This is a genomic window from Ahrensia kielensis DSM 5890 (genome assembly GCF_000374465.1).
Classification (GTDB): Bacteria; Pseudomonadota; Alphaproteobacteria; order Rhizobiales; family Rhizobiaceae; genus Ahrensia; species Ahrensia kielensis.
Window position 1 is genome coordinate 1 of the sequence record NZ_KB894537.1, and the last position, 24,247, is coordinate 24,247.

General features: G+C 48.4%; 30 protein-coding genes. 20 read left to right on the forward strand and 10 right to left on the reverse strand.

Translation table 11 applies throughout. The annotated features are described in order from the left end of the window. From C504_RS18140 to C504_RS0116505, 20 genes are all read left to right on the forward strand, one after another. Positions 1-343, forward strand: a 343-nt coding sequence (locus C504_RS18140) for a hypothetical protein (RefSeq protein ID WP_041951806.1), incomplete at its 5' end; no start/stop codon positions are given. A gap of 248 nt (positions 344-591) precedes the next feature. Further along, the gene (locus C504_RS0116415) at positions 592-1,878 is read left to right on the forward strand and encodes a glutamate-5-semialdehyde dehydrogenase (protein ID WP_018690460.1); all 1,287 of its coding nucleotides are present in this window, start codon (positions 592-594) and stop codon (positions 1,876-1,878) included. A 57-nt stretch (positions 1,879-1,935) separates the two neighbouring features. Beyond that, positions 1,936-2,526 (forward strand): nicotinate-nucleotide adenylyltransferase, encoded by a 591-nt coding sequence (locus C504_RS0116420; protein ID WP_041951807.1) that lies wholly within the window; start codon positions 1,936-1,938, stop codon positions 2,524-2,526. A gap of 121 nt (positions 2,527-2,647) precedes the next feature. Next, positions 2,648-3,046, forward strand: coding sequence for a ribosome silencing factor (gene rsfS / locus C504_RS18145; RefSeq protein WP_018690462.1), 399 nt, complete (start codon positions 2,648-2,650; stop codon positions 3,044-3,046). Positions 3,047-3,084: 38 nt separating this feature from the next. After that, entirely contained in the window at positions 3,085-3,570 is a 486-nt protein-coding gene (gene rlmH / locus C504_RS0116430) for a 23S rRNA (pseudouridine(1915)-N(3))-methyltransferase RlmH (RefSeq protein WP_018690463.1), read from the forward strand. Between the two features lie 89 nt (positions 3,571-3,659). Beyond that, positions 3,660-5,183, forward strand: a complete 1,524-nt coding sequence (locus C504_RS0116435; RefSeq protein WP_156815990.1) for a murein hydrolase activator EnvC family protein — start codon at positions 3,660-3,662, stop codon at positions 5,181-5,183. A 2-nt stretch (positions 5,184-5,185) separates the two neighbouring features. Beyond that, complete coding sequence (locus C504_RS0116440) at positions 5,186-6,508, forward strand: S41 family peptidase (RefSeq protein WP_018690465.1); 1,323 nt, start codon at positions 5,186-5,188, stop codon at positions 6,506-6,508. 130 nt (positions 6,509-6,638) lie between these two features. Further along, entirely contained in the window at positions 6,639-7,853 is a 1,215-nt protein-coding gene (locus C504_RS0116445) for a divergent polysaccharide deacetylase family protein (RefSeq protein ID WP_018690466.1), read from the forward strand. 12 nt (positions 7,854-7,865) lie between these two features. Next, positions 7,866-8,405 carry an RNA pyrophosphohydrolase gene (locus C504_RS0116450; protein WP_018690467.1) on the forward strand — a complete coding sequence of 180 codons (540 nt, stop codon included), beginning with the start codon at positions 7,866-7,868 and terminating at the stop codon, positions 8,403-8,405. Positions 8,406-8,679: 274 nt separating this feature from the next. Further along, positions 8,680-10,842, forward strand: a complete 2,163-nt coding sequence (locus C504_RS18445) for a methyl-accepting chemotaxis protein (protein ID WP_169385159.1) — start codon at positions 8,680-8,682, stop codon at positions 10,840-10,842. A 3-nt stretch (positions 10,843-10,845) separates the two neighbouring features. Beyond that, entirely contained in the window at positions 10,846-11,196 is a 351-nt protein-coding gene (locus C504_RS18155; RefSeq protein ID WP_018690469.1) for an STAS domain-containing protein, read from the forward strand. Next, on the forward strand, positions 11,193-11,558 hold the full coding sequence (locus C504_RS0116465; protein WP_018690470.1) for a response regulator: 366 nt from the start codon (positions 11,193-11,195) through the stop codon (positions 11,556-11,558). The genes C504_RS18155 and C504_RS0116465 overlap by 4 nt, the downstream gene beginning before the upstream one ends. Before the next feature lie 12 nt (positions 11,559-11,570). After that, complete coding sequence (locus tag C504_RS0116470) at positions 11,571-13,724, forward strand: chemotaxis protein CheA (protein ID WP_018690471.1); 2,154 nt, start codon at positions 11,571-11,573, stop codon at positions 13,722-13,724. Between the two features lie 12 nt (positions 13,725-13,736). Further along, positions 13,737-14,192, forward strand: a complete 456-nt coding sequence (locus C504_RS0116475) for a chemotaxis protein CheW (RefSeq protein WP_018690472.1) — start codon at positions 13,737-13,739, stop codon at positions 14,190-14,192. Next, a complete protein-coding gene (locus C504_RS0116480; protein ID WP_018690473.1) occupies positions 14,189-15,064 on the forward strand; it encodes a CheR family methyltransferase in 876 nt (291 codons plus the stop codon). The genes C504_RS0116475 and C504_RS0116480 overlap by 4 nt, the downstream gene beginning before the upstream one ends. Beyond that, positions 15,064-16,083 (forward strand): protein-glutamate methylesterase/protein-glutamine glutaminase, encoded by a 1,020-nt coding sequence (locus C504_RS0116485; protein ID WP_018690474.1) that lies wholly within the window; start codon positions 15,064-15,066, stop codon positions 16,081-16,083. The genes C504_RS0116480 and C504_RS0116485 overlap by 1 nt, the downstream gene beginning before the upstream one ends. A 20-nt stretch (positions 16,084-16,103) precedes the next feature. Next, positions 16,104-16,493, forward strand: a complete 390-nt coding sequence (locus C504_RS0116490) for a response regulator (RefSeq protein ID WP_018690475.1) — start codon at positions 16,104-16,106, stop codon at positions 16,491-16,493. After that, positions 16,493-17,023, forward strand: a complete 531-nt coding sequence (locus C504_RS0116495) for a chemotaxis protein CheD (protein WP_018690476.1) — start codon at positions 16,493-16,495, stop codon at positions 17,021-17,023. The genes C504_RS0116490 and C504_RS0116495 overlap by 1 nt, the downstream gene beginning before the upstream one ends. Continuing rightward, entirely contained in the window at positions 17,023-17,328 is a 306-nt protein-coding gene (locus C504_RS0116500; protein WP_018690477.1) for a hypothetical protein, read from the forward strand. The genes C504_RS0116495 and C504_RS0116500 overlap by 1 nt, the downstream gene beginning before the upstream one ends. 407 nt (positions 17,329-17,735) lie before the next feature. Then, positions 17,736-18,137 (forward strand): hypothetical protein, encoded by a 402-nt coding sequence (locus C504_RS0116505; protein WP_018690478.1) that lies wholly within the window; start codon positions 17,736-17,738, stop codon positions 18,135-18,137. A gap of 2 nt (positions 18,138-18,139) precedes the next feature. Here C504_RS0116505 and C504_RS0116510 read toward each other — a convergent pair whose 3' ends face one another. The 10 genes from C504_RS0116510 to flaF all read right to left on the reverse strand — a co-directional run bounded on the left by C504_RS0116510 (position 18,140) and on the right by flaF (position 24,243). Then, positions 18,140-18,646: a hypothetical protein gene (locus C504_RS0116510; protein WP_018690479.1), complete on the reverse strand. Its 507-nt coding sequence runs from the start codon at positions 18,644-18,646 to the stop codon at positions 18,140-18,142. Between the two features lie 2 nt (positions 18,647-18,648). Continuing rightward, positions 18,649-19,032, reverse strand: a complete 384-nt coding sequence (locus tag C504_RS0116515; RefSeq protein WP_018690480.1) for a hypothetical protein — start codon at positions 19,030-19,032, stop codon at positions 18,649-18,651. Positions 19,033-19,044: 12 nt separating this feature from the next. After that, the gene (locus tag C504_RS18450) at positions 19,045-19,386 is read right to left on the reverse strand and encodes a rod-binding protein (RefSeq protein WP_018690481.1); all 342 of its coding nucleotides are present in this window, start codon (positions 19,384-19,386) and stop codon (positions 19,045-19,047) included. A 33-nt stretch (positions 19,387-19,419) separates the two neighbouring features. After that, positions 19,420-19,842 carry a hypothetical protein gene (locus C504_RS0116525; RefSeq protein WP_018690482.1) on the reverse strand — a complete coding sequence of 141 codons (423 nt, stop codon included), beginning with the start codon at positions 19,840-19,842 and terminating at the stop codon, positions 19,420-19,422. Further along, on the reverse strand, positions 19,839-20,594 hold the full coding sequence (locus C504_RS0116530) for a flagellar biosynthetic protein FliR (RefSeq protein ID WP_018690483.1): 756 nt from the start codon (positions 20,592-20,594) through the stop codon (positions 19,839-19,841). The genes C504_RS0116525 and C504_RS0116530 overlap by 4 nt, the downstream gene beginning before the upstream one ends. Continuing rightward, positions 20,591-22,675, reverse strand: a complete 2,085-nt coding sequence (gene flhA, locus C504_RS0116535; protein WP_018690484.1) for a flagellar biosynthesis protein FlhA — start codon at positions 22,673-22,675, stop codon at positions 20,591-20,593. Before flhA ends, C504_RS0116530 begins: the two co-directional genes overlap by 4 nt. Before the next feature lie 108 nt (positions 22,676-22,783). Then, positions 22,784-23,050 (reverse strand): flagellar biosynthesis protein FliQ, encoded by a 267-nt coding sequence (gene fliQ, locus C504_RS0116540; RefSeq protein WP_018690485.1) that lies wholly within the window; start codon positions 23,048-23,050, stop codon positions 22,784-22,786. Beyond that, positions 23,037-23,450, reverse strand: a complete 414-nt coding sequence (gene flgD, locus C504_RS0116545) for a flagellar hook assembly protein FlgD (protein ID WP_018690486.1) — start codon at positions 23,448-23,450, stop codon at positions 23,037-23,039. Before flgD ends, fliQ begins: the two co-directional genes overlap by 14 nt. Then, positions 23,450-23,899 carry a flagellar biosynthesis repressor FlbT gene (gene flbT, locus C504_RS0116550; protein WP_018690487.1) on the reverse strand — a complete coding sequence of 150 codons (450 nt, stop codon included), beginning with the start codon at positions 23,897-23,899 and terminating at the stop codon, positions 23,450-23,452. The genes flgD and flbT overlap by 1 nt, the downstream gene beginning before the upstream one ends. Then, complete coding sequence (gene flaF, locus C504_RS0116555; RefSeq protein WP_018690488.1) at positions 23,899-24,243, reverse strand: flagellar biosynthesis regulator FlaF; 345 nt, start codon at positions 24,241-24,243, stop codon at positions 23,899-23,901. The genes flbT and flaF overlap by 1 nt, the downstream gene beginning before the upstream one ends. Between the last annotated feature and the right edge of the window lie 4 nt (positions 24,244-24,247).

Below are 24,247 nucleotides of genomic sequence, written 5' to 3' on the forward strand. Positions count from 1 at the left end.
TTTTAAAAATGGCGTTCACACGCTGATAAAGGAATATATTATGAAAACTCTTGCCCTTACACTCGCAGCAACTTTGATTGCTTCTACTTCTGCTTTCGCAGCTAACAGCTCATTTTCAAATGGCGACGGTTCTTACCTTAACAATAGTACACAAACATTGTTTGGTGGAAACCTTGATCAAGAAGCAACAGCGTCAATCGGTTCTGTAGCAACAATCGACACAACAAACATTTTCACAGTTGATGAAGTTGTTAATGGCCGCGATGCAAAAGTGAAATTTACGCTTAATGCAGATGGCAGCCGCAACATCATTTCTGAATCATTCCGCTCAAGCGACCGATAATTACTCAAATTGCCAGATTTCAGATAATCCCCCTCTCCCAATAGGTTAATCTGGCAAGAGTGGACCTGATACTGCCAATGCAGCCAGGTTCAAGCGAAGTCATAAGCGTGCCCCTCCATGCTCAATGACTTCGCCGTATCAACCACCGCCGGCAATGCCAGCGGTGGTTTTTTGCAATTATAAACGTCACGTTGCACCAAATGCCGCATCGGTGTAAGAACGCCCAAGTTCTAAAAATTGAGACGGATATGCTGACGCAAACAAATAAATCGACGCAAGAGATTGAAAGCCTAATGGCCACGATTGGCCAAAATGCGAAAGCGGCAAGTGGCCCTCTATCAATCGCTTCAGCGCAGCAAAAGAACGACGCATTAGCGGCGATGTCCGATGCTATTCTCAAGAACATCGATGTCATTCTTAGCGCCAATGAATTGGACATGAAAAACGGCATCGAGGCTGATCTTTCGCCTGCAATGCTTGATCGTCTTAAACTCGATAAAGAGCGTATTGAGGCGATAGCAGAAGGCATTCAGTCAATTAGCAAATTGGCAGACCCTATTGGCGAAGTGATCGCTCAGTGGGACCGCCCAAATGGTTTGAACATCGAGCGCGTGCGCACGCCGCTTGGTGTGATCGGCGTCATTTATGAAAGCCGCCCGAATGTAACAGCTGATGCTGGTGCGCTTTGCTTGAAAGCTGGTAATGCTGTCATCTTGCGCGGCGGTTCGGATTCAGTCAATTCATCACGCGCCATTCATGCTTGTTTGGTGAGCGGCTTGAAAAAAGCCGGATTGCCAGAACACGCAATACAGCTTGTACCAACAACAGACCGCGCAGCTGTCGGCGAACTGCTTAAAGGTTTGGGCGGCTGTGTAGACGTGATCGTTCCACGCGGCGGGAAAAGTCTCGTTGGACGCGTTCAAACCGAAGCACGCGTGCCTGTTTTCGCGCATCTTGAAGGTATCTGTCACATCTATGTGGACGGCTCTGCCGATTTGCAGATGGCTGTCGACGTTGTCACAAACGCAAAAATGCGCCGCACAGGCATTTGTGGCTCAGCCGAAACGCTACTTGTGGACCGACAAGTAGCCGCCAGCCACCTCATTCCTATTTTGAAAAGTCTAAAAGAGAAGGGTTGCGAAATCCGCGCCACAGAAGAAATTTGCATTGCCTATCCTGACGCTGTTCCAGCCAAGGAAGAAGATTGGGCAACCGAATATCTTGATGCCATTATCTCGGTGAAAATCGTTGATGGTATTAGCGGCGCTCTTGCCCATATTCAAAAATACTCCTCTGCCCACACAGAAGCTGTGATTGCAGAAGACGAACAGGTCGTTTCGCGCTTTTTCAATGAAGTTGATAGTGCGATTTTGCTACACAACGCTTCAACACAATTCGCTGATGGCGGCGAGTTTGGCATGGGCGCAGAAATCGGCATAGCCACAGGAAAAATGCATGCCCGCGGACCCGTTGGCGTAGAACAGCTGACATCATTTAAATACCGCGTGCATGGCACCGGCCAGATCCGAACCTAAACGCGCGTGGAACACACCAAGGACATCGCCGCAGGCGTTGCAGCGCAATATCTGCGCATGCCCTATGTTGAAAAAGGCATGACCGTTGGGCTTTTTGGCGGGTCTTTCAACCCGCCGCATGATGGGCACCGACTGGTATCGGAAATTGCCTTGCGCAAATTGGGGCTAAACCAATTATGGTGGATGGTCACACCGGGAAATCCACTTAAAGACACATCTAAATTACCAAGCCTAGCGGAAAGAATTGCGCTTTCTGAAAAGCTCAATCATGACCCGCGCATCAAAATAACAGGCTTTGAAGCCTCACTGAATACAGCCTACACGGCCCAAACATTGGCCATGATCCATAAGCGTAATATCGGCGTGAATTTCGTTTGGATTATGGGCGCAGACAATTTAGCCAGCTTTCACAAATGGCAAAATTGGCAGATTATCGCTCAAACATTTCCCATAGCCGTGATTGACCGCCCCGGCTCCACTTTGTCTTATCTATCATCAATCATGGCAAAAACTTTTGATTATGCCCGCGTTGACGAAAATGACGCACCCGCTTTGGCGCGTCTAAAAGCACCCGCATGGACATTTATTCACGGGCCAAGATCGCCACTTTCATCAACAGCAATCCGCGACAAAACAACGAACCAATAACATGCCGCAACTTTGCTCAAGATAGATTGCGTCTTGAAACTGTTATACAGGCATGACTATCTTTACATTATCAGGCAAACGAATCGCCTGATTTGCAAATGTTCCAGAGGAAAGGACCCACTTGAGAACAGCAAACGAAAAGAAGGTTAGCCAACCTTCAGCATCCGAACTCAGCGGCAATGCCACTGCGCAACGGATTTATGATCTTGTGATGGACAGCTTGGATTCAAGCAAAGCCATCGACATCATCCCGATCAACATTCGAGGCAAATCTGCACTGGCCGATTATATGGTTGTTGCATCAGGTACTTCACATAGACATGTGAACGCTGTTGCTGACCAATTGCTTCGCACATTAAAAGAGCAAGGCTTGGGCACGTCCCGCGTCGAAGGTCTTGCAGGCGCCGACTGGGTTTTAGTCGATGCAGGCGATGTAGTTGTGCATATCTTCCGTCCGGAAGTACGCGAATTCTATCAGCTTGAAAAAATCTGGTCAGAAGACGCAGACACGGTGCATTAAAAATACCGTTCCGGTACAGCACCGGAAAGGATTGATTTATGCAGCTGGTTTTATTTTGTGTTGGCCGTCTTAAAAAAGGGCCAGAGCGCGAACTTGTTGAGCGCTATCTTGACCGTGTGGCCAAGACAGGCCCGCAATGCGGCCTGTCTTTTGGCGGCGTAACAGAGATCGTCGAAAGCCGAGCACAAACCGCTGAACAGCGCAAAGCCGAAGAAAGTGCGCGTTGCCGCGAGCTTTTAAGCGACCCACGTTCAGCACTGCTTTTATTTGATGAACGCGGAAAGGCGCTGGGTTCACGCGACTTTGCTGGAAAAATCGGCGATCTTCGCGACCGTGGAATCCAGACCTTGGTGGCCGCAATTGGCGGTCCTGATGGGCATGACCAAAGCCTTGCACAAGAAGCACAAATGGTCGTGGCGCTCGGCAAATTAACTTGGCCTCATCAAGTGGCACGCATTTTGGTGGCCGAGCAGCTCTATCGCGCGAGCGCTATTTTGAACAATCACCCCTATCACCGCGACTAAAAGCCAAGCGCTTAATCATATTTGCGCCCCTTTACACTTTTATCGCAGCGCAAATCATTTAAGGTTAGGCAGGAAACAGGCTTTGATTCTTGGCAACGACATTGGGTAAATTTTTAACAGGGCGATATTGGCTGATGGCGCTCTTCATGTGTGCTTTTACCAGTGCGCAAGCGCAGGCTTTATTGCCTGATGATATGCCGCCCGAAGTTCGTCAAAGCCTACAAAAATCTACCGCAGAATTAAACGCAATCCTTGATGAGCGCGGTGTCACAGAACAACGCGCCAAAGAACTTGAGATTGAGGTCGAAGCAATTCGCAAGGATAGAGCGGCGATTACAGCAGCGCTTATTCAATCTGCCAAAACTGAAAAGAAATTAGCGGCAGATATTTTTCAACTGCAAGAAGATCTGTTGGCGCTTGAAACCCAAAAGGCAGACATTCAAATCGGCCTATGGGAACGCCGCGGCGCATTGGCAGAAGTATTGGCAGCTTTGCAGCGCATGGGCCTTAACCCGCCGCCCGCAATTTTGGTCACGCCCGAAGATGCACTTGGCTCGGTGCGCAGTTCCATTCTTTTAAGTGCAGTGGTGCCGCATATGCGCGCCGAAACCGAAATTTTAATTGCCGACATTCAAGAACTCGATCAGATCACGGGCAGCATTACGTCAGAGCAAGAAAAGCTAAAATCAACGCGCCAAGAGCAAGCCGCAGAACAAAAGCGCCTCACTTTACTTGTCGAAGAAAAGCGCAAAATTGAAGGCCAAACGGCAGCAGAATTAGCCGAACAACAAAAACGCATGGCCGAATTACTTGCACAAGCCGAAAGCATGGAAAGCTTCATTTCTTCGCTAGAAGATGAGGCAGAACGCGTAAAACGAGAAGCTGAAGAAAAACTACGCGCAGAAGAACAAGCGCGCATTGAAGAAGAACAGCGCAAAAAGGCAGAAGCAGAAGCAGCGCGCCTTGCAGCTGAAAAAGCACGTGAAGACGCCGAGCGCGCCAAGCGTGAAGCCGATGAAGCTCAGCAACTTGCTGCCGAACAAGCGCTGCGCGAAGCCGAAACAGCCCGTTTGAATGCCGAGCGCGAACAACGCGAAGCACAAATGCGAATCAATGCCGCGCGTGAACGTGCAGCTGAATTGGCGGCAAAACCAAGCAGTATTGCACCAGCAGCAGCGTTTTCAACGCGCAGCGGCCAATTGGCAAAACCTGTTTCAGGCCGCACAATTACCGCATTTGGCGATGATGACGGACTTGGTCAAAGAGCGCAGGGTGATACATTAGAGACTAGCCCTAACGCGATTGTGACTGCCCCAGCGGATGGGAAAGTGCTATATGCTGGACCATTCCGCGCCTATGGTAACCTATTGATCATTGATGCAGGAGAAGAGTATCATCTTGTCCTTGCCGGTATGGATAGGATAGACGTTGCACAAGGACAATTTGTGCTTGAAGGTGAACCAGTAGGCGCAATGGGCCGTATTAGATTAGCCAGTGTTACGGCTGCGGCGACTAAAAATGACAACCCGACGCTCTATATAGAGTTTAGGAAGAATTCAAAACCGATCGATCCATCACCATGGTGGGAAAAGATCAGTGCGGGAAGGACGTAAATATGCTCCGTAAACTATCTCTGCTGTTCGCAGGTGCACTCATTGGTGCAGGTACAACAGTGCTTGTAGCAGGCCAACCGATGATTAGTGCCAACGCAGCGGGCAATGAGACATACAAAAATCTAGCGATTTTTGGAGATATTTTTGAAAGAGTGCGCAGCAATTACGTCGAAGAGCCAAACGACAGTGAGCTCGTTGAAAATGCAATCAACGGCATGTTGACATCACTTGATCCGCATTCGTCATATCTCAATGCTGAAGATGCTGATGACATGCGCACACAAACCCGCGGTGAGTTTGGCGGTCTTGGCATTGAAGTCACAATGGAAGATGAGCTTGTTAAAGTCATCACACCTATGTTTGAAAGTCCTGCTGAAGAAGCAGGCGTGCTTGCTGGTGACTTTATTTCCAAAATTGACGGCGAAGAAGTCCGCGGCCTAACACTGCAAGATGCGGTCGACAAAATGCGCGGACCCATTAACACACCGATAGTATTGGAACTTCTGCGCAAGGGTGCCGATGCGCCGATTGAAGTGACCATTGTTCGCCAGATCATTACTGTTCAAGCCGTAAAAACGCGCATTGAAGATGACGTTGCATATCTTCGCGTTATTTCTTTTACCGAGCAGACCTATGATGATCTTGCCGAAGGCATCGAAAAGATGACGACGGAAATTGGTGAAGATAAAATCAAAGGCTATGTTGTTGATTTGCGGCTCAATCCGGGCGGTCTTCTCGACCAAGCGATCAACGTATCGGATGCGTTTCTTGAAAAAGGCGTTATCGTTTCAACACGTGGACGCGATGACCGCGACAGCCGCCGCTTCTCTGCCCGTGCAGGTGATCTGGTCAACGGAAAACCCGTTATTGTATTGATCAATGGCGGCTCCGCCTCTGCATCTGAAATTGTCGCTGGCGCTCTGCAAGACCATCGCCGCGCAACGGTTCTGGGCACACAAAGCTTCGGCAAAGGCTCAGTTCAGACGATCATCCCTCTTGGTGAAGGTGGCGCGCTGCGCCTAACCACTGCTCTTTATTACACGCCTTCTGGCATCTCTATTCAGGGCAAAGGTATCACACCGGATATAACGGTTGAGCAAACACTTCCCGAAGAACTTCAGGGCCGTGATTTAACACGCGGCGAATCTGATTTGCGCGGCCATATTACGGGTGACAAAGAAGATGACGAAGGCTCCGGCTCAGTTGCTTATGTACCGCAAGACCCAAAAGAAGATGATCAGCTAACATATGCGCTCGAACTACTGCGCGGAGAGCGCACGGATGAGGCATTTCCGCCAGATCCAAACAAAGCGACATCCAACTGATCTCTAACAATGGTTGGCAAATGCTAGCATTGCCAAAATCGTAACGAGACCTAAGATAGAGGCCACCATCGCTGGTGGCCTTTTTGATTCGATTGATTATGTTCAAGCAGCCTGAAAGTTATTCTAAACGATGAATGATCTAAACGCCCCGCTTGGCAAAAACCTACCGCCAAAAAAGCACGCACCCAAAACGAGCCCCTCGCCGCCAACGGGAAGAGGCTTTGCTCTTATATTAGGCGTTATATTTATCGGCATTTTGGCGCTTAATATTTACACTTTCATTGATACGCACAAAGATACGGGCACCCTTGTTGTGCGCCTGCCTGAACCAGAACCAATTGAAATAGCTGAAGCAGAGTCTGAGCCAGAAACGGACAAGCCCGAGGTTGAAGTCATCTATGGGCAACCCGATGCAAATCTTTCACAAGAGCCGATTATAGCCGCTGAACGTGAAACAATCACGGAAGTTTCGCCGGGCGGTCCGCGCATCATTACAATCCGCGATCCACAGGCGACCGAAATCGGCCAGCCGGATGGCCAACGTCACCGGCCAGTGCAAAGCGCATTGGAGGAAACAGATGCGGGCAAGCTACCCAAACGCACGGATGATGGACGCCGCCCAGTTGATATTTATGCACGGCCTTGGTCAAATGCCGGCGGCAAGCGCATAGCCATTGTCATTGGCGGTCTTGGCCTGTCACAGACGGGCACACAGCGCGCACTGGATCAGTTACCACCAGAAATAACACTCGCCTTTGCCCCAACAGGCAACAGCTTGGACCGGTGGATGGGTGTAGCCCGCAAAAAAGGCCATGAGCTTTTAATGCAAATTCCAATGGAACCGTTCAACTATCCGCAGGTAAACCCCGGCCCGCATACGCTGCGATTGGCTTCAAGCCCTGAAACCAATCTTGAAAACTTGCAATGGGCAATGGCCCGAATGACCAATTATAGCGGCGTTACCAACTATCTTGGCGCGCGCTTCATGGGCGAGAAACAAGCAATAACGCCGATACTAGAGGAGTTGGGCGAGCGCGGCCTCTTATTCTTTAATGACGGCAGCTCTGGCACGGCTGGCAATCTTGGCGCTGATGCTGCGCGCGCGCGCGTTCCCTATGCGGCAGGCAATGTGATTATTGATAGCTCCAATTCGCCAGATGACATTCGCACCAAGCTCAAAGCATTAGAAGCATTGGCCGAGGCACGCGGCACAGCAATTGGCACAGGCTCCGCGCTTGAACTCACGGTGAAAATCGTTGCTGAATGGGCCAACCAAGCTAAAAAGAACGGTTTTGAAATTGTTGGCATCGCCGCGCTTGCAAGCGATCCCGAGCGTAAGCGTTAGATAAGGCACCCAATGGCTAAGAAAGACAAAAAACACATGCGTGCAGAAGATCTTCCATACCGTCCTTGCGTTGGTGTCATGATTCTCAATAAAGAAGGCCTTGTCTGGGCAGGGCGGCGCATCAAAGAAGGCAATACGGAATATTCCGGCTCTCCTCTATTATGGCAAATGCCCCAAGGCGGCATCGATAAGGGCGAAGAACCGATAGAGGCGGCCGCACGCGAACTTTATGAAGAAACCGGCATGACATCGGTCACTCTCATTGAAGAAGCGCCTGAATGGTACAATTATGATTTACCAGCCGATATGATTGGTATTGGCCTTAAAGGAAAATTCCGCGGCCAAAAACAGCGCTGGTTTGCCTATAGATTTTCAGGTGATGAATCCGAAATTCAGATTAACCCACCGCCAGGTGGACACACTGCCGAATTTGATCAATGGGCGTGGAAACCTATGGCTGAGTTGCCAGAGCTGATCGTGCCCTTTAAACGCGGTGTCTATCAAAACGTTGTCGCAGCCTTTGCGCATCTGGCAGGCACCAAAAGCAGCTGACATCTTCACAATGCGGCCGTTCAAAGTTGTATTTTTATAAAACGGTCGCCCAGCAAGGCCCGCACAAGCACGCCACGTTTCAATTGGTCAGGGTTAAAAAGCTTCTAAGGCAAGCAATTGCTTAAAAGAATCTCTAACTGAGCAATCAAATATTAACCAAATGAAACTTAGAACATTAAGATCGAAGAGCCCTGTTTTGGCTTAGGCATGATGCCGCTTTCGCACCCGGTAATCCGGAATGTTGATATCCATCCATTCCATAACGGGACTTTCTATGAGTTCTCCCTCGCTTTCTGTTAATCAGGCGACACAAAATACGAACTCCTCCTCAACTTTGAGGCGCGGTATCTGGTCATTTGCTGGCTTGATCGTGTTGACGCTTGTCGGCACGACGAGTTTTGCGATTTACACTCAATCGCAAAATAATAATGAAAGCCAAAGCATTCAGCAGGTAATCGAGGCGAAAAATCTGGTTTCAGATATTGCCCCGCCGCCAGCATATGCGATCGAAGCTTATGTGAATGTGCTTGAGGCCAATCGTGGCCGCGCCGATATCAAAGCGACTTTCAATGAATTCCAACAGCGCGAAACTGAATATTTGCAGCGTGTGGATCATTGGAAAACATCACCAATTCCAGCCGACATTAAGCAGTCGATTACTGTGGACGCACCCGCTGCGTTACAAGATTTCTGGCAGCAATCAAAAGAGGTCGTCTTTCCGATCCTTTTGAAAGAAGGCGCACGATCAGCTGTAGATGGCTCAAAGCTCAATGCAGCTTTAATGCAAATCGAAAATTCATTTAGCAATCACCGCGATATCGTCGCCTCTGCCACAACACAGGCGCAGCAATATCTTGATAGCAACGCCGCATCAGCTCAAACAGCTGAAGGCATGAGCGATTGGACATTCCCAGCGCTTGCTGGCCTGATAGGCCTTATGGTTCTTGCTGCTCTTTATGGGCTCAGCCGCAATGTTCTAACGCCGCTTGGCGCGATTGCACGCCATTCTGAAGGCCTGACAAAAGGCGAAGATTTAGGCGAAATCCCGTTCATCGAGCGCAAAAATGAAATTGGTTTCATTGCCAGCGCGCTAAACACAATAAAGCATACAAACTCTGATTCATTGACTGCACAAAGACTCATTAATGAAGAGCGTGAACGTGCTTCAAAACTTTCAGAAGAAATCACAAAAGAACGCGAAAAGCGTGATGCCGAAACAGCCAAGGCTGTCAGCCAAATAGGCGCTTCTTTAAACCGCATGGCAAAAGGTGATTTCACTGGCACGGTTGATACCCCGTTCACAGGCGAATTGGAAAAACTACGCGCAGACATCAATGCCACGCTGGCACAAATCTCACAAACATTCGGCCGTATCGTCAACACGACAGAAAGCCTTGGAACAGGCGTGCTTGAGATTGTCACAGCGTCTGACGATCTTTCTGTTCGCACCGAACGCCAAGCGGCATCTTTAGAAGAAACAGCTGCGACACTCACACAGATCACTGCCACCGTTAAAAAATCATCTGAGGGTGCAAAACACACCAAAACAGTGGTTGAGACGGCCAAAGAAGATGCAATGCAAAGCGGTGAAGTGGTTGAAAAAGCCCTTTCCGCGATGAGCGAGATTGAAAAATCTGCCAAGGAAATCAATCAGATCATTTCGGTCATTGATGAGATTGCCTTCCAGACCAACTTGCTTGCATTGAACGCAGGCGTAGAGGCTGCCCGTGCAGGCGATGCAGGCAAAGGCTTTGCTGTTGTTGCATCAGAAGTGCGTGCCCTTGCCCAGCGCTCTGCCGAAGCGGCAAAAGAGATCAAAGGCTTGATTTCAAAATCCAGCGTACAGGTTAAAGACGGCTCCCAGCTTGTGGGCAAAACCGGCGAAACACTGCACCGTATTGCAGATCAAGTTATTCACATATCTGAGGTTGTTGACCAAATCGTCAGCGGTGCGGACGAGCAGTTCCAGTCCTTGAACGAACTCAACGCCGCTGTCAGCGATCTTGATTCTGGCACACAGCAAAATGCTGCCATGGCAGAAGAAGCAACTGCCGCCTGTCATTCACTCAAGGCAGAAGCATCAGAACTCACTGATTTAATCAAGACGTTCAAGATTTCTGGCAATACAACTTTCGCGCCACGCGCACCTATCCAGCCACCCGTAAGACCGGCCGCTAAAATTGCGCCAAGCGCACCGAAAGCACGCACTGCGCCAACGGCTCCGCTTGCACCCAACGCAATTAGAAAACCAGCGCCGATAGAGCCGCGCAAATTCGTTGCATCTGCCAAACCTGTGGCGATTAACGAAAAAACCACGCAGCACCACGCGCCAGCGCCCTCGCCTGCCAAAAACCTAATTTCAAAAGTCTCCAGTGCTTTTGCGCCAAACACGCAAGGCAATACCGCACTGCAAGACGATGACTGGACGGAGTTTTAAGATATGACAGATCAAGAAATGGACTTGAGTATCGATCTCGATATGTCCGATCTATCGCCCGCGCTAAATACAGGTGAGCAGTCGAACCTAGCAATCGATGCAAAGCTATCTGGCGAAAATGTTGAAGCGCTCATCAGCGATATTCTAGCATTGCGTTACAAAGATTTGAACATCGACGCGAGCGCTGTTGAGCAAGCCGATACGCCCTGCATTGAGGCGCTGATATCGGCATCAAAACAATGGGCGCTTGATGGATTTTCTCTGACTTTTTCAGCCATATCTGAAAATTTCATAGCCATACTTTCTACATTAGGTCTGGATCAATCTGATCTGGAAACAGGAGAATTGAAATGACGACGACAGTCCTTGCGGTCGATGATTCACGCACGATGCGCCAGATGCTTGAGCATTGCCTCAAAGGTGCAGGTTTCAATGTAGTTTTGGCAGAAGATGGCGCAGATGGCTTGGAAAAGCTTGCAGCCAACGACCCAAAAGTCATTATCACCGACATCAATATGCCTGTCATGGATGGCTTTGAGTTTATCGAAGCGGTGCGCGGCGGTGACAATAAATCACGCCTGCCAATCCTCGTCCTGACAACTGAAAGCGATGCGGCGAAAAAAGAACGGGCCCGCAACGCAGGCGCAACGGGCTGGATTGTGAAACCATTTGATCCTGAAAAGCTCATTGGCGCTGTCAAACGCGTTATGCCGTAAGGGGAACGACTCATGAATATGGATGCAATCAAAGACACGTATTTTGCCGAATGTGGCGACCAGCTTGCTGAGCTAGAGTCGGGCCTCTTCGACATGTCGAACGGCGATACGGACCCAGAGATTATCAACTCGGTTTTCCGCGCGGTTCACTCGATCAAGGGTGGCGCGGGAGCATTTGCGCTTGATGACTTGGTGAGCTTTGCTCATGTCTTTGAAAATGCATTAGACGTCATCCGCTCGGACAATTCCCAATCAAGCCCTCAGCGTATCGACCTTTTGTTGCGCTGCGCCGATGTGTTGACGGATATTGTGGCAGTTGCGCGCGATGGCGGCGACAAAATTCCTTGCGAAGAAATAACCCAAGCGCTTGAAACTGAATTCAATCTCGAAGCTGAAGACGAAAACGCAGAAGAAACCGTTTTTGATGCGGTGCCAATTTCACTCGATGCCTTTGATTTCGATGATTTTGGAACCCCGCCAAAAGCATTTCAAATCGCGTTTGCACCGCAAAACGAACTCTATTTGCATGGCCATGATCCACAGCGTATTTTCCGCGAAGTTGCGGAGCTCGGCACCTGCACAGCGAAAGCTGACATAAGCAATGTCCCGCCGTTAGATGGTTATGATCCAAAGGTGACGAACCTTAGCTGGAACCTAACGGTTGAAACAGATGCCACTCTTTCAGCTGTAAAAACCCCGTTTGAATGGGTCGAAGATTTCTGCACGCTCGATATTCAAGAGCCCGAAGAAGAGGCATTTGAGGGCGGCGCTGATATTAGCGACTTCCTTGGCGGCCTTGATCTGGATGTTGATACGTCCCAGTTCGACGATGATGCACCAGAAGAAGCACCTGCAGATTTCGGTGCACCTGTTGATATTGAATTGCCCGAAGCACCGCTTGAACTTGTTGAGACAAAAGAAGCAGCACCTGAAGCCAGCAAAGATCGCCAAACAGCATCAAAGCCAATCCGCGTGGATTCGGCCAAGGTTGACCGCCTGATCAACCTTATGGGCGAAATGGTAATCAGCCAATCCATGCTAACCATGCAGATCAACGATGCCGGATTTGCCTCTGGCACACCGGCCGGTCTTGCGCTTGTTGAATTGCAAAACCTAACCCGTGACATCCAGTCTAGCGTGATGGCTATTCGTGCGCAGCCGATTAAACCTGTGTTCATGCGCATGTCACGCGTTGTGCGCGAAGTTGCCAATGCGACAGGCAAAAAAGCCAATCTGGTGCTTGAGGGTGAATCAACAGAAGTTGATACAACCGTCATTGAAGGTCTATCCGATCCCCTCACTCATATGATCCGTAACTCCGTTGATCATGGCATCGAAAGCGCAGAAAAACGCATTGCCGCTGGCAAACCAGAAGTGGGCGAAATCAGGCTTTCTGCTTCTCATAGTTCAGGCAGCATCGTCATCGAAATTCGCGACGATGGCGCAGGGATTAATCGGCCAAAAGTTCTCGAAATCGCGCGCAAAAAAGGCATCGTCTCACAAGACGCTAAACTTTCAGACGACGAGATCGACAACCTTATTTTTGCACCAGGTTTTTCAACGTCAGATGAAATTACCGATGTTTCTGGTCGCGGTGTCGGCATGGATGTTGTGCGCCAGTCCATTCAAGGGCTGGGTGGCCGCGTTCTTATCTCGTCAGAACCCGGCAAAGGCTCGCACTTTACGCTGCACCTGCCGCTAACGCTCGCCATCCTTGATGGTATGCTGGTTAAAACATCCGAGCAAATTCTCGTATTGCCGGTCACATCCGTTATCGAAACCATCATCTTCAACAAAGAAGATGTGTTCACGATTGGCGAAGGCAACCGCGTCTTGAAACTGCGCGGCCAATTGGTGCCGCTCATTGATATTGGGCACAGCCTTGGCTTTAGCGAAAAAACAACCGATTGGGAAAACGCCACCGTCGTTGTGGTTGAGTCGCGCAAGAACGAAATGAGCGCGCTGGTTGTTGATTCAATCGTTGGCCAGCAACAGGTCGTCATTAAAAGCATGGAAAGCAATTACAAACGCATTCCAAGCATTGCAGCAGCTACAATACTGGGCAGTGGACGCATCGCATTAATTCTCGATGTCGATGATATCGTTAGCCGCAAGGCAAAAGAAGTCCCTGTTCAGCAAACCCCGAAACTCGAAAAAATCGCCTAGAAGGAAACTGATATGTCCGATGTAAACAGCAAGCATGAAGAGTTTATCGTCTTTCGCGTAGGCGAACAGGAGTTCTGCGTAGAGATCACATCTACACGCGAAATCCGTGGGTGGACGCCATCAACCGTTCTTCCCCATTCACCAGATTATCTGCTCGGTGTTATCAATCTGCGCGGCACAATTTTGCCAATCGTGGATCTGGCAAAGCGCCTTGGCCTTCACTCTGAAGGCCCAACGGAACGCCATGTCGTTATCGTGGTGCAAGTGAAGAACAAAATGGTCGGCCTTTTGGTCAATTCCGTGTCAGACATTTTGGAAGTCAAAGCAGAAGATTTGCGCGATGTGCCTGACCTAGACAATCAAGTTGCCGCTGAGTTTTTCGGCCGTGTTGTTGTCTTGGAAGAGCGCATCATTTGTGAAGTCCGACTTGATCGCCTTGTGCCAGATGAAGTGGAACTTGCGGCATGAACGCAGCCCTCGAACTCGCACCGAGCGTCCAAAACGCCTTTGCAAGTCCGGAGTTAAGTCTCGCTGATTTTGCTACGATCGCAAAGATCGTTCAAGATCTAAGTGGTATTCAGCTCAGTGAGCGTAAGTTGGGATTGGTCAAATCTCGATTGCAAAAGCGATTGCGTGTGCAGCGCCTATCTGATTTTGGCTCTTACATACGTCTGGTGCAATCACCGGATGGACGTGATGAGTTAGAAGAACTCATATGCGCGATCTCGACCAATGTGACCGGCTTCAATCGTGAGCCGCATCATTTCACACACTTCCGTGAAAAATTGGTCGAAAAACTCGCCAAAAAGCTGACCAATGGTGAATCTGTCCGCATATGGTCGGCTGGCTGCTCAAACGGCAGCGAAGCCCACACGATTGCCTGCGCCATGCTGGACGCTTTTCCAAAAGTTGCAAATTACGACTTCCGTATTCTGGCAACAGACATCGACAAATATTCTTTAAATGTTGGTCGCAGCGGCCTTTATAGCGCGGATATGGTGTCAAAGATGCCAAGCAACACGCTATCAAAATGGTTTAAAGTCACCGACGGCTCTTACCAGTTAGCCCAAGCACCACGTGATTTGGTCTCGTTCAAACATCTAAACCTGATGAATTCATGGCCGTTAAAGCGCAAATATGATGCCATTTTCTGCCGCAACGTACTGATCTATTTTTCGCATGAAGATCAGGAAAAACTGTTCAACAAATTTGCAGATCACCTTCTACCTGAAGGACAATTTTTTATCGGTCATTCCGAACGCGTTATCGGTTCTGCTACGGGTAAGTTTAAATCCATTGGCTCGACCACCTATGAACGCACACTACGAGGTTCGAATTAATGGCCGTTAAAGTGCTCATCATTGATGATTCAAAATCAATGCAGCGATTGCTCGCAGCTATTCTGTCTGATGATCCGATGATCGATGTCATTGGCATGGCATCGGACCCTTATGAAGCACGCGCCATGATTAAGGAGCTGAACCCTGATGTTCTGACCCTTGATATTGAAATGCCAAAAATGAATGGCCTGCAATTTCTATCCAAAGTCATGACATTGCGTCCAATGCCGGTGGTGATGATTTCCAGCCACACAGGCAGAGGCACAGAACTGTCGCTTGAAGCATTGTCGCAGGGCGCATTTTGCTGCCTGCCAAAACCGCGCATTGATGATGAAGCAGCGCTTCGCGAAATCTGCGCGATGGTAAAATCGGCCGCTCAATCAAGCGCAGCGATTGCGCGTAATGCCAAACAACCCGCGGCCTTAACCGCAAAGCCGGAACGCATCAGATCTGGTACAATGCCGGAAATCATTGCCATTGGCTCATCGACCGGCGGTGTAGAAGCCTTAACGACTTTGTTTAAATCCTTTCCGGCCGATTGCCCGCCAACCGTTGTAACGCAGCATATGCCTGCCACTTTCACAAAGAGTTTTGCAGAGCGGTTAAACAAAATATGCAAGCCGAATGTTAGCGAGGCAAGCAATCTAACGGTTTTAGAGCCGGGCAATATTTACATTGCACCGGGCGCGGTTGGTCACACCAAGATCATCAAGACCGATAAGCTGCGCACACGCGTCAGCCCCGGTGAGCCCGTTGATGGCCATATGCCATCGGTCAATGTACTTTTTGATTCACTGGCGGAAACCGGATGTAAAAATATCTGCTCAGCGCTCCTTACGGGCATGGGCAGTGACGGCGCAAATGGACTTTTGCACTTGAAAGAAGCTGGCGCAAAAACAATTGCACAAGACGAACGAACAAGTCTCGTATACGGCATGCCTAAGGCGGCGCATATGCTGGGGGCAGCGAGCTTTGTATTACCAATAACAAAAATAGCAGACGCATTGCTCAGTTACTGAGCAATATACAGGAGGTCCAAATGGCAACTAAAGATGTATTAAGGGTGATGGTCGTAGACGACCATGTGACGAGCCGAATGGTTACGGTTGAAGCGCTCGAAGGGCTTGGCATCCGCAACATTGTGCATGCGAAAGATGGCCGCGAAGCATTTACAAAACTATCAGCCGCACCTGTGCATCTGATTATTTCAGACGTGTACATGCCTGATGTTGATGGGTTGCAATTGGTCAAAGCGCTACGCGCACATCCAAAACTGCAAAAAACAGGCATCATTTTGATGACCGGTCGAAAAGACGAAAAAATTGTAAAGCTCGCACAGCAGTTTCAAGTGAACATGGTGCTCGCAAAACCATTTACAGAAGCCAGCTTGCGATCAGCCATTGAGTCTGTTGTCGGACGACTGAACTAATGTTTGACAACATGGTCAAAGTGTCGGTCATGCAGCGTTCGCATCATGTATCAAGCGACGCCAACACCGTCTTGTCAGCCGTTCTGGGCTCCTGCGTTGCTGTTTGTGCTTTCGATGCGACCATGGGCATTGGCGGCATGAACCATATGCTGCTTCCTGACGCGCGCGAAAAAGATCAAAACGCAAGCAGCACGCTTTATGGTGCCAACCTCATGGAGCTCTTGCTGAATGATCTTTATAAGCAAGGCGCACGCAGGCAGTATCTTCAGTTCAAATTATTTGGTGGTGGAAAATTGTCGAGCAATGGCTTTGATGCCGGCGAACGCAATATCAACTTCATCAGTGAATTTGTTAAGAATGAAGGGCTAAATGTCATATCATCGAGCCTTGGCGGAAACGCCGGACGCCGGATTGAATTTCATCCTGCAACCGGACGCTCACGGCAAAAATTATTAATCGACAAACCGGTCGAAAGCATTGCGCTGCAAACTGAGATCATACCTGAAACAGGTACAATGGAGCTATTCTAGTGACTGATAATAAAACAAATACACAGCACGATGATGCCATCAATATAATTGCGGCTGAATTGCTGTCCATCGCGAATGAAATTGAAGAACTGCCTTCATTTGATCCAAGCGAATTGACCAATGAAAAAATGATGCAGTTGCAGAAGATTGATTTTTGCAGCCAGCGTTTGCGCGAAGTTTCAAAACTGGTTGTTGAGTTTGCGGAGCAATCGCACCAAGACCAGATCACGCTTTTAAAGATCCTCGCTTCCAGCGCTAAGCTTGAACATACGCGCGATCTTTTTGTACAACGTAAAATTGGCTAGAACCAAGCAGATGTGCTGCTCCAAGTTCTGAAGAGAAGAAATTCTCACAAAATTCTGCTCATTTAATTTTGAGGCAAGCGAGCAAGGCACCGCTGACAAGCAGCATGCTTAAAAGTTCTCGCCACCTGCATTTAAGCAGTGAACGTAAAATCGTGCGCGATAGGCTAATCGATCATTTCTAAAGTTAAAATTGACGCGATTAACAAACAGCCACTTACCAACACTACTAACATCGGAGTATTCATCCTAAATCTATGCAATCATTGCAGTTTTATGATGCCCGACATGCCTTGCCCGTAGCTGTCTCTATAAATACAGCAATAAATCCACAGCGCTTAATGATTCCAGCGTGGGGCAAGCAGCACGACCTATGTTGAGAATATTATTATCGCTTGGCTATTTTATTCATGAACACTGTCGTTTCAAACATCGTCCTACCTGCTGCATGCGCTTTAGTGTTCTGCGGCGCAGCTTTCATGGGCATTTCTGTAGAACCCAGCGGCCATAATCAGGCCGTGATTGATAATGGCAAACTGAAAAAAGAAGAAGTTGCAACGGTTCAACATTCTTTCCCAGTTTTCTACCAAAATGAAAAAACGGGCCATTGCGTTCTGGGCATCCGTACGCCTGTTGAAAAATCCAAAGATCAATATGCAGATGCAAAAAGCGTCAAGCAACGCAAAGAAATCTATACAAAAGCGTCCACAATTCTAGCAAATGCAGAAGATGGTGATGCAGTGTGTGCTGATCTGTTTAGCGCAGCAGCAGCTATTGCCGATGTAGAAGAATATGTATTCCTACTAAAATAGGACTATTCGTTAGTATCGTTCGCAGCATTACCGCTAATGTTATCATCAATAAGCAGAGCATCATTTTGCAAGATATCTAGCTGCGAAATCGTAACGCTATCGACCATTTGAACACCAAGCTCGATGTTTATTTTGTTCAATAGTCCTTCTTCGGTTTCACCGAAAATACGATACGTATTGTTTGTATTAAGCGATGCCGCTGTCGCAATCAAATGTCTGTAGATAGCATCTGTCAGATAGGTCTCAAGATTGAGGTCAAAACGTTTGGCCTCTTCCTCATTAATCTGCACCAAAAAGCGCGACAGCAAATAACCATCAACCTGATTATCCACGATCAACGGCACGGCGATTAATTCGAGTTCAAGATAACGATCTTGCTTATCTTCACTGCCATCAGCATGTATGCTGGCCGGATCATGCGCTGCATTATCAGGTAATAGCCCAGCCCATGCCCCGCCAGCAACGCTGGCCAGAACACCAAGCGCTGTGATGTTTCCTAGTAAAGACATTCCTACAGGCTGCGATAAGCGGCATAGGTGCCGTCTTTGCTGCTTGCCTGCGCAAGATTGCCTAGAATGTCCACGATCTCTTTAGAGGCGTTGATTTGAACCGCCAGACGGCGCTCGTTTTTATCCGCAGCCTCTTTGAGTTTTTTCAACTCACTCAAAGCTTCTAGGTCTTGCGGGCCAAGCACAACATCTTCCATCGCGATGCTTAGCTCAAACAAGTAACGGTTTTTGCGCGCAACCAGATCAGATACATCTGAGCTGGGAGAAGCTGTCAGCAATTGCGTTTCTTCGTCCATCACTGCAGTGGCACGGCGTAGCAGGTTTATTAAAGTCGTATTCGCAGCTTTATCAGTCTTTTTCATTTTTACTTTGCGTTGCGCAGCCATAATGCGTCCTACCTATTTAGATGTTTTTGGGGTTTCAGCAGTGTCTTTTGTAACCAGTTCCGCAATGCCAAAATCTGCTGATTTAACCATCAATTGAGCAATCTGGTCAGACATCATTGAGCGCCACACATCGCCTGAAAATCCATCGCCAAAATACTCGCTGTCTTTCGGCATAATATCAGCCACCATTTGTGACATGACCATCGCTTCAAATTTCTTAGCTGGAGAAAGAGCTGTCTCGCCAACACTGCGTTCCTGCCTTAAGCTTTGCGTTTTTTCAGCACCATTGAGCTTTGCAATTTGCGACGGCTTGTCACCTAAAATGCTTGCGATGGAATTGACTGCCACGTCCATTTGACTGCGCTTTCAATGAAAAGAACCTATAGCCTAATCTAGATCAGCAATCTTGCCTGAACCTGTGGATTGACCATATTTTGATGCGCGTAAATCAATCTGCTCGCTTTGTTCAATTGCTTCGAATTCTTTCAAAGCGCGCGCCCGTTCTTCGCGAACACCGTCACGGGTTTTTTCAAGCTTTTTGCTTTCGGAAAAAGATTCTTGCACCTTCTGCGCCACATGTTTTTCCATGTGTTTAAGGCTGGTTTCCAGCGTGCGAAGCCGGTCATAGGTAAGCTTTGGAAAAAGACGTTCTGCAACGCTGCCTTCATCGAGCGCCGCCAAAAGGCTTGCCCTTTCAACAGCGATTGCGTGCTTCTGTCGCTGCGCAAAAGCGAGTTCGCGTTCTGCTTTTTCCTGCCGCATCTTTTGCAATTTTAAAATGCGTTGTTTTGTATCTAATCGAGATTTCATCGCACACCCAACTCAAACACTGTCGGCAATGCCGATACAAACAAGCTGAGCATATAAGGAATTGAGAAGTACAAAATAAACAATGCCCCAAACAGCATGAACGGCAAGGCGATGAAGTATAGTGGAATTTGCACCGCCAATTTATTAATGAAGCCAACGGCAAGGTTGACGATAATCGCAAAGCCAATAAACGGGCTACCAAGCTGCAAGGCGATCATAAAGCTCTCGCGCAAAACATCGGTCAAGCCCACCAATAGCAAGCGCACATTGGGCGCCTCATCTATCGGTCTGACTTGGTAAGTATCAATCAATGCAGACAAGACCAGATGATGAAAATCAAAGATGAAAAGCATTGTCAGCGCACTAAATGAAATCAGTGACGTCAGCGAAGACTGCGCATCGGTTCCCTCAATCGGCGCACCAAGCATACCGCCAAATCCGACAGTCATTGCCACGCCGCCAGCGATAAATTCTAGCGCTAAAAGATAAACCCGCACGATCAAACCAAAATACGCACCGATGAGCGTTTCGCGGAAAATCGAAAGCAGCAACAAATCATTTGGCAGCTGCCCACCTGGCGTTTCAGGCATCATCAAACTTGTCAGGGCGAAAGAAATTGTAACGGCGGCAAACAGCCGAATCTGCGGCGAAACCCGCATACTTGAAAGACCGGGCAAAAGCATAAAGCACGCGCCAACACGGCAAAAAACGAGAAAGAACGCCGTGATATCACCAGCGACACTTGCAATCATGAAATTGAGCCAAGAATATTGATCTCAATACCCTTGCCTATTTCCACATGCGAAATAACCGGCATATCAGCATGTAGCCGCTCGATAATCATGCGCACATAAGGACGCGCATCAGGCGATGTAACAATCGCAAACTGATTATGTTTCGTACGAAGATCCTTGATCATGTCGTCCGCTTCCTTGCTGAAATCTTCCAGCAATCTTGGATCAATATCAAACTGCACCAACTCACCAGATGCATCACGTTTCAAGCTTTCACGGAAAGCCATTTCCCAGCGGTTGCCAAGGCGCAATAGTTTCAGCACACCGTTCTCGGTCAAGTCGCCACATAGCTGCTGTGAAATACGGCTGCGCACATGTTCAACAATCGCTTCTGATTTGCGCACGCTTGGCGCAATTTCTGCAATGGCTTCACTGATAAGCGTCAGGTTTCTAATCGACACGCGCTCGGCAAGCAGTAGCTTTAACACCGACTGGAAACCTGGATAGCTGATATGCGTCGAACACACATCATCAATCAACTTACGGTAATCACCATCCATTTGCGCAACGAGCTGTTTGACGACGGTAAACGACAAGAGTTGCGGCAGGTTGTTACGGATCACTTCGCTCAAATGGGTAAGCAGAACCGATAAATTGTCTGCCGTTTGAAGCCCAAGCGCACGCACATCCGCAGAAAATGTTTCAGGAATAGACAATGCATCAACACCGTAAGCCGGATCTTTGATCGGCTCTTTCGGCATATTGTTAAGTTGTGGGTGCGTACCAAACACCATCAAATCGCCCAAATGCAATTTGTACTCAGCCACCACCGTGCCATGTACTTTGATCTGATATGATTTTGGATCAATCGAGAAGTCATCGGTGACCTGAATTTCAGGCACAACAAAGCCGTACTCAACCGCAAAACGCTTACGCATTTTCTTCATGCGGTGCGCAATTTCTTGCTTCTTAGGCAACATGCGTGCGGCAAGCTGCTTGCCCATCACCAATTCAACTTCAACCGTGCGTAGCGATTCCTTAACGGTGTCGCGTTCAGCAGATTGCTTTTCAATCAGATTATTCTCAATTATTTTTGCTTCTTCATTGGCACGGCGTTCTTCAACAATCGGCTTGATATAACCAACAGAGACCATGAGGAGCGCCAACATCAGGAATGGCAATGCGGGCAGTCCTGGCATCAGGCCAAGAATGGCGAGCATAATACCGGCCACAAAAAGTGCCCGTGGATATCCGCCAAGCTGATCAAGAACAGCTTTTTCTGCCGAGCCAGTTGTACCGCCTTTTGAAACAAGAAGACCCGCAGCAAGCGAAACCACAAGCGCAGGGATCTGCGATACCAGACCATCGCCCACAGAAAGCTTTGTGAAGATGTCTGCCGCTTCGCCAATGCTCATGTCATAACGGGTAACACCAATGATGATGCCGCCGAAAATATTGACCGCTGTAATAATAAGACCGGCAATCGCATCACCGCGCACAAATTTAGATGCACCATCCATCGAGCCAAAGAACGAGCTTTCCTGCTCCAGTTCTTTACGCCTTGCACGGGCTTCAGCATCATCAATTGCGCCCGCTGAAAGGTCAGCATCAATCGACATCTGTTTGCCGGGAATAGCATCAAGCGTAAAACGTGCGCCCACTTCCGCAATACGCGTCGCACCTTTTGTAATCACCATAAAGTTGACGATGATAAGGATCATAAACACGACAAGGCCGATGACGAAATCACCGCCCATAACAAATTGCGAGAAGCCGCCGATGACATTGCCCGCAGCATCCGTGCCTTCATGACCGTTAGATAAAATAACGCGGGTTGTCGCAATGTTAAGCGACAGCCGGATCATGGTGACGATCAGCAAAATTGTCGGGAATGAAGAAAAATCAAGTGGTTTTGAAATCCACAAGGCGACCATCAAAATCAAAACGGAGATCGCGATAGAAAACGCTAATCCCAAGTCGATCAAAAATGTCGGAACCGGCAAAAATAGGATTGTCAGCATCATGACAATCACAACCGCAAATCCAATATCGCGGCCGTGGAAACCCGGCTTTACTGCTGCTGTGTGGTTTGCTGACAAAACCGTCCCTCAAGATCAATCATTGATGAGATCAACCTAGGCGGTCAAACTTGTGCGAAGTAGGCGTGGCCACAAAAAGTGGCCCGCAAATCATAGATCAAGGGAAATCTAAAAGCCGGTTTCGATTCTTGAATATAAAACGTCGGTTAATCGGCCAATTTGAGAGCCCATAAAGGGAGCAGCAATTGAAAGTGCGAGAAAAATCGCAATAATTTTAGGCACGAAGGTCAGGGTAATTTCCTGGACCTGTGTCAAAGCCTGCAACAAAGCAATGGAAAGGCCGACCACCATTGCTGAAATAACGGCAGGTCCTGACACAAGGATGGTTATCCAAATGGCAAATTGAACCAGATCAAGGACGTCAGCCTGGTTCACTGTCAGAAATCCTAACACCGCTAGAGACTATGACACGCTCGCCAGATTGCAGCGTCGCGATAATGCCATCATCCAGAACCTGAACTTCAGAAACAACGCCAGCAATTGAATCATCTGGCGAACTGATATGCTTGCCGATAAGAGAACCGGCTTGCTCAAGATAGCCAGCTTTCAAAATCGTATCGAGCGTTGCGCGCATTTGCACTGATTGCTCAACATTCGAGAACGAAGCCAATTGAGCCATATATTCACTGGATTTCATCGGCTCGGTCGGGTCTTGATTTTTAAGCTGTGCGACCATTAGCGTTAGAAACGCATCATAATCTACCGTTGCCTTTTTTTGCGCAGTTTGCGTGCTCGCGCTGCCAGTTACACTGGTACCTTGTACTGCATCAACCATCAGCTTGCATTCCTTAGTTGTTCATAAACCGGTTTTTCCAACACCACAGGATCAACTCTATTTGCAAGAATTTCCTCTTCGATGTCATAGAGCGCGCGAATAGATTTCAACGCCTCATAATAGCGCTCTTCACCAACCATCTGATCAACATGCTTGAGACCAGAAAGAACTTTCTGATTGTCGAAAGTTTTCAAAAGCGTTGGCAATGTGTCACGGAAATGCGGCGTTACTGTATCGCGGTCTTTTGGTGATATAACCATAACCTGCACGATGAAATATAACTGACGCAAAGGTGTCGTTGCTTCTTCAGCTTGCAACACATGGCTTTCAAGCAAAAAATCCACATCATTAAGAAGCTCGATAGATACTTTACGGTCAACGCGAAAAACTGCGCCATTGATAAAAAATCGTTCGTTCGCTTTTAAGAATATTTTGAACGTACCCGCCATCAGAGCCCCCCTTTGATGATTTGTGAAACGCCAATAATTCCTTCAATTTTGCCGGAATCCCCCTGCCTAACGGCTTCACATTCCTGCAAAATCCAAATACCGACTGAAATTATTCCGGCCCGCAGATCTTTGGTCAGTGTGTTGTCTTCACTGGCCAAATCTTCAAGCACGATGCTCCAGAAACGGCCTGCAAAATGCACAGCTTCAATTTCTGCCATTGAGCCTGAACCTTCGGCCTGTGCCTTTTCGAAAAGCAGAATGCTGCGGTCAAGCAACTCACGCTCGCGTGAGCGTGCATCTACTGCCGAGTCCTGTTCTACTTCTGAATATCTAAGCACTATCATTATC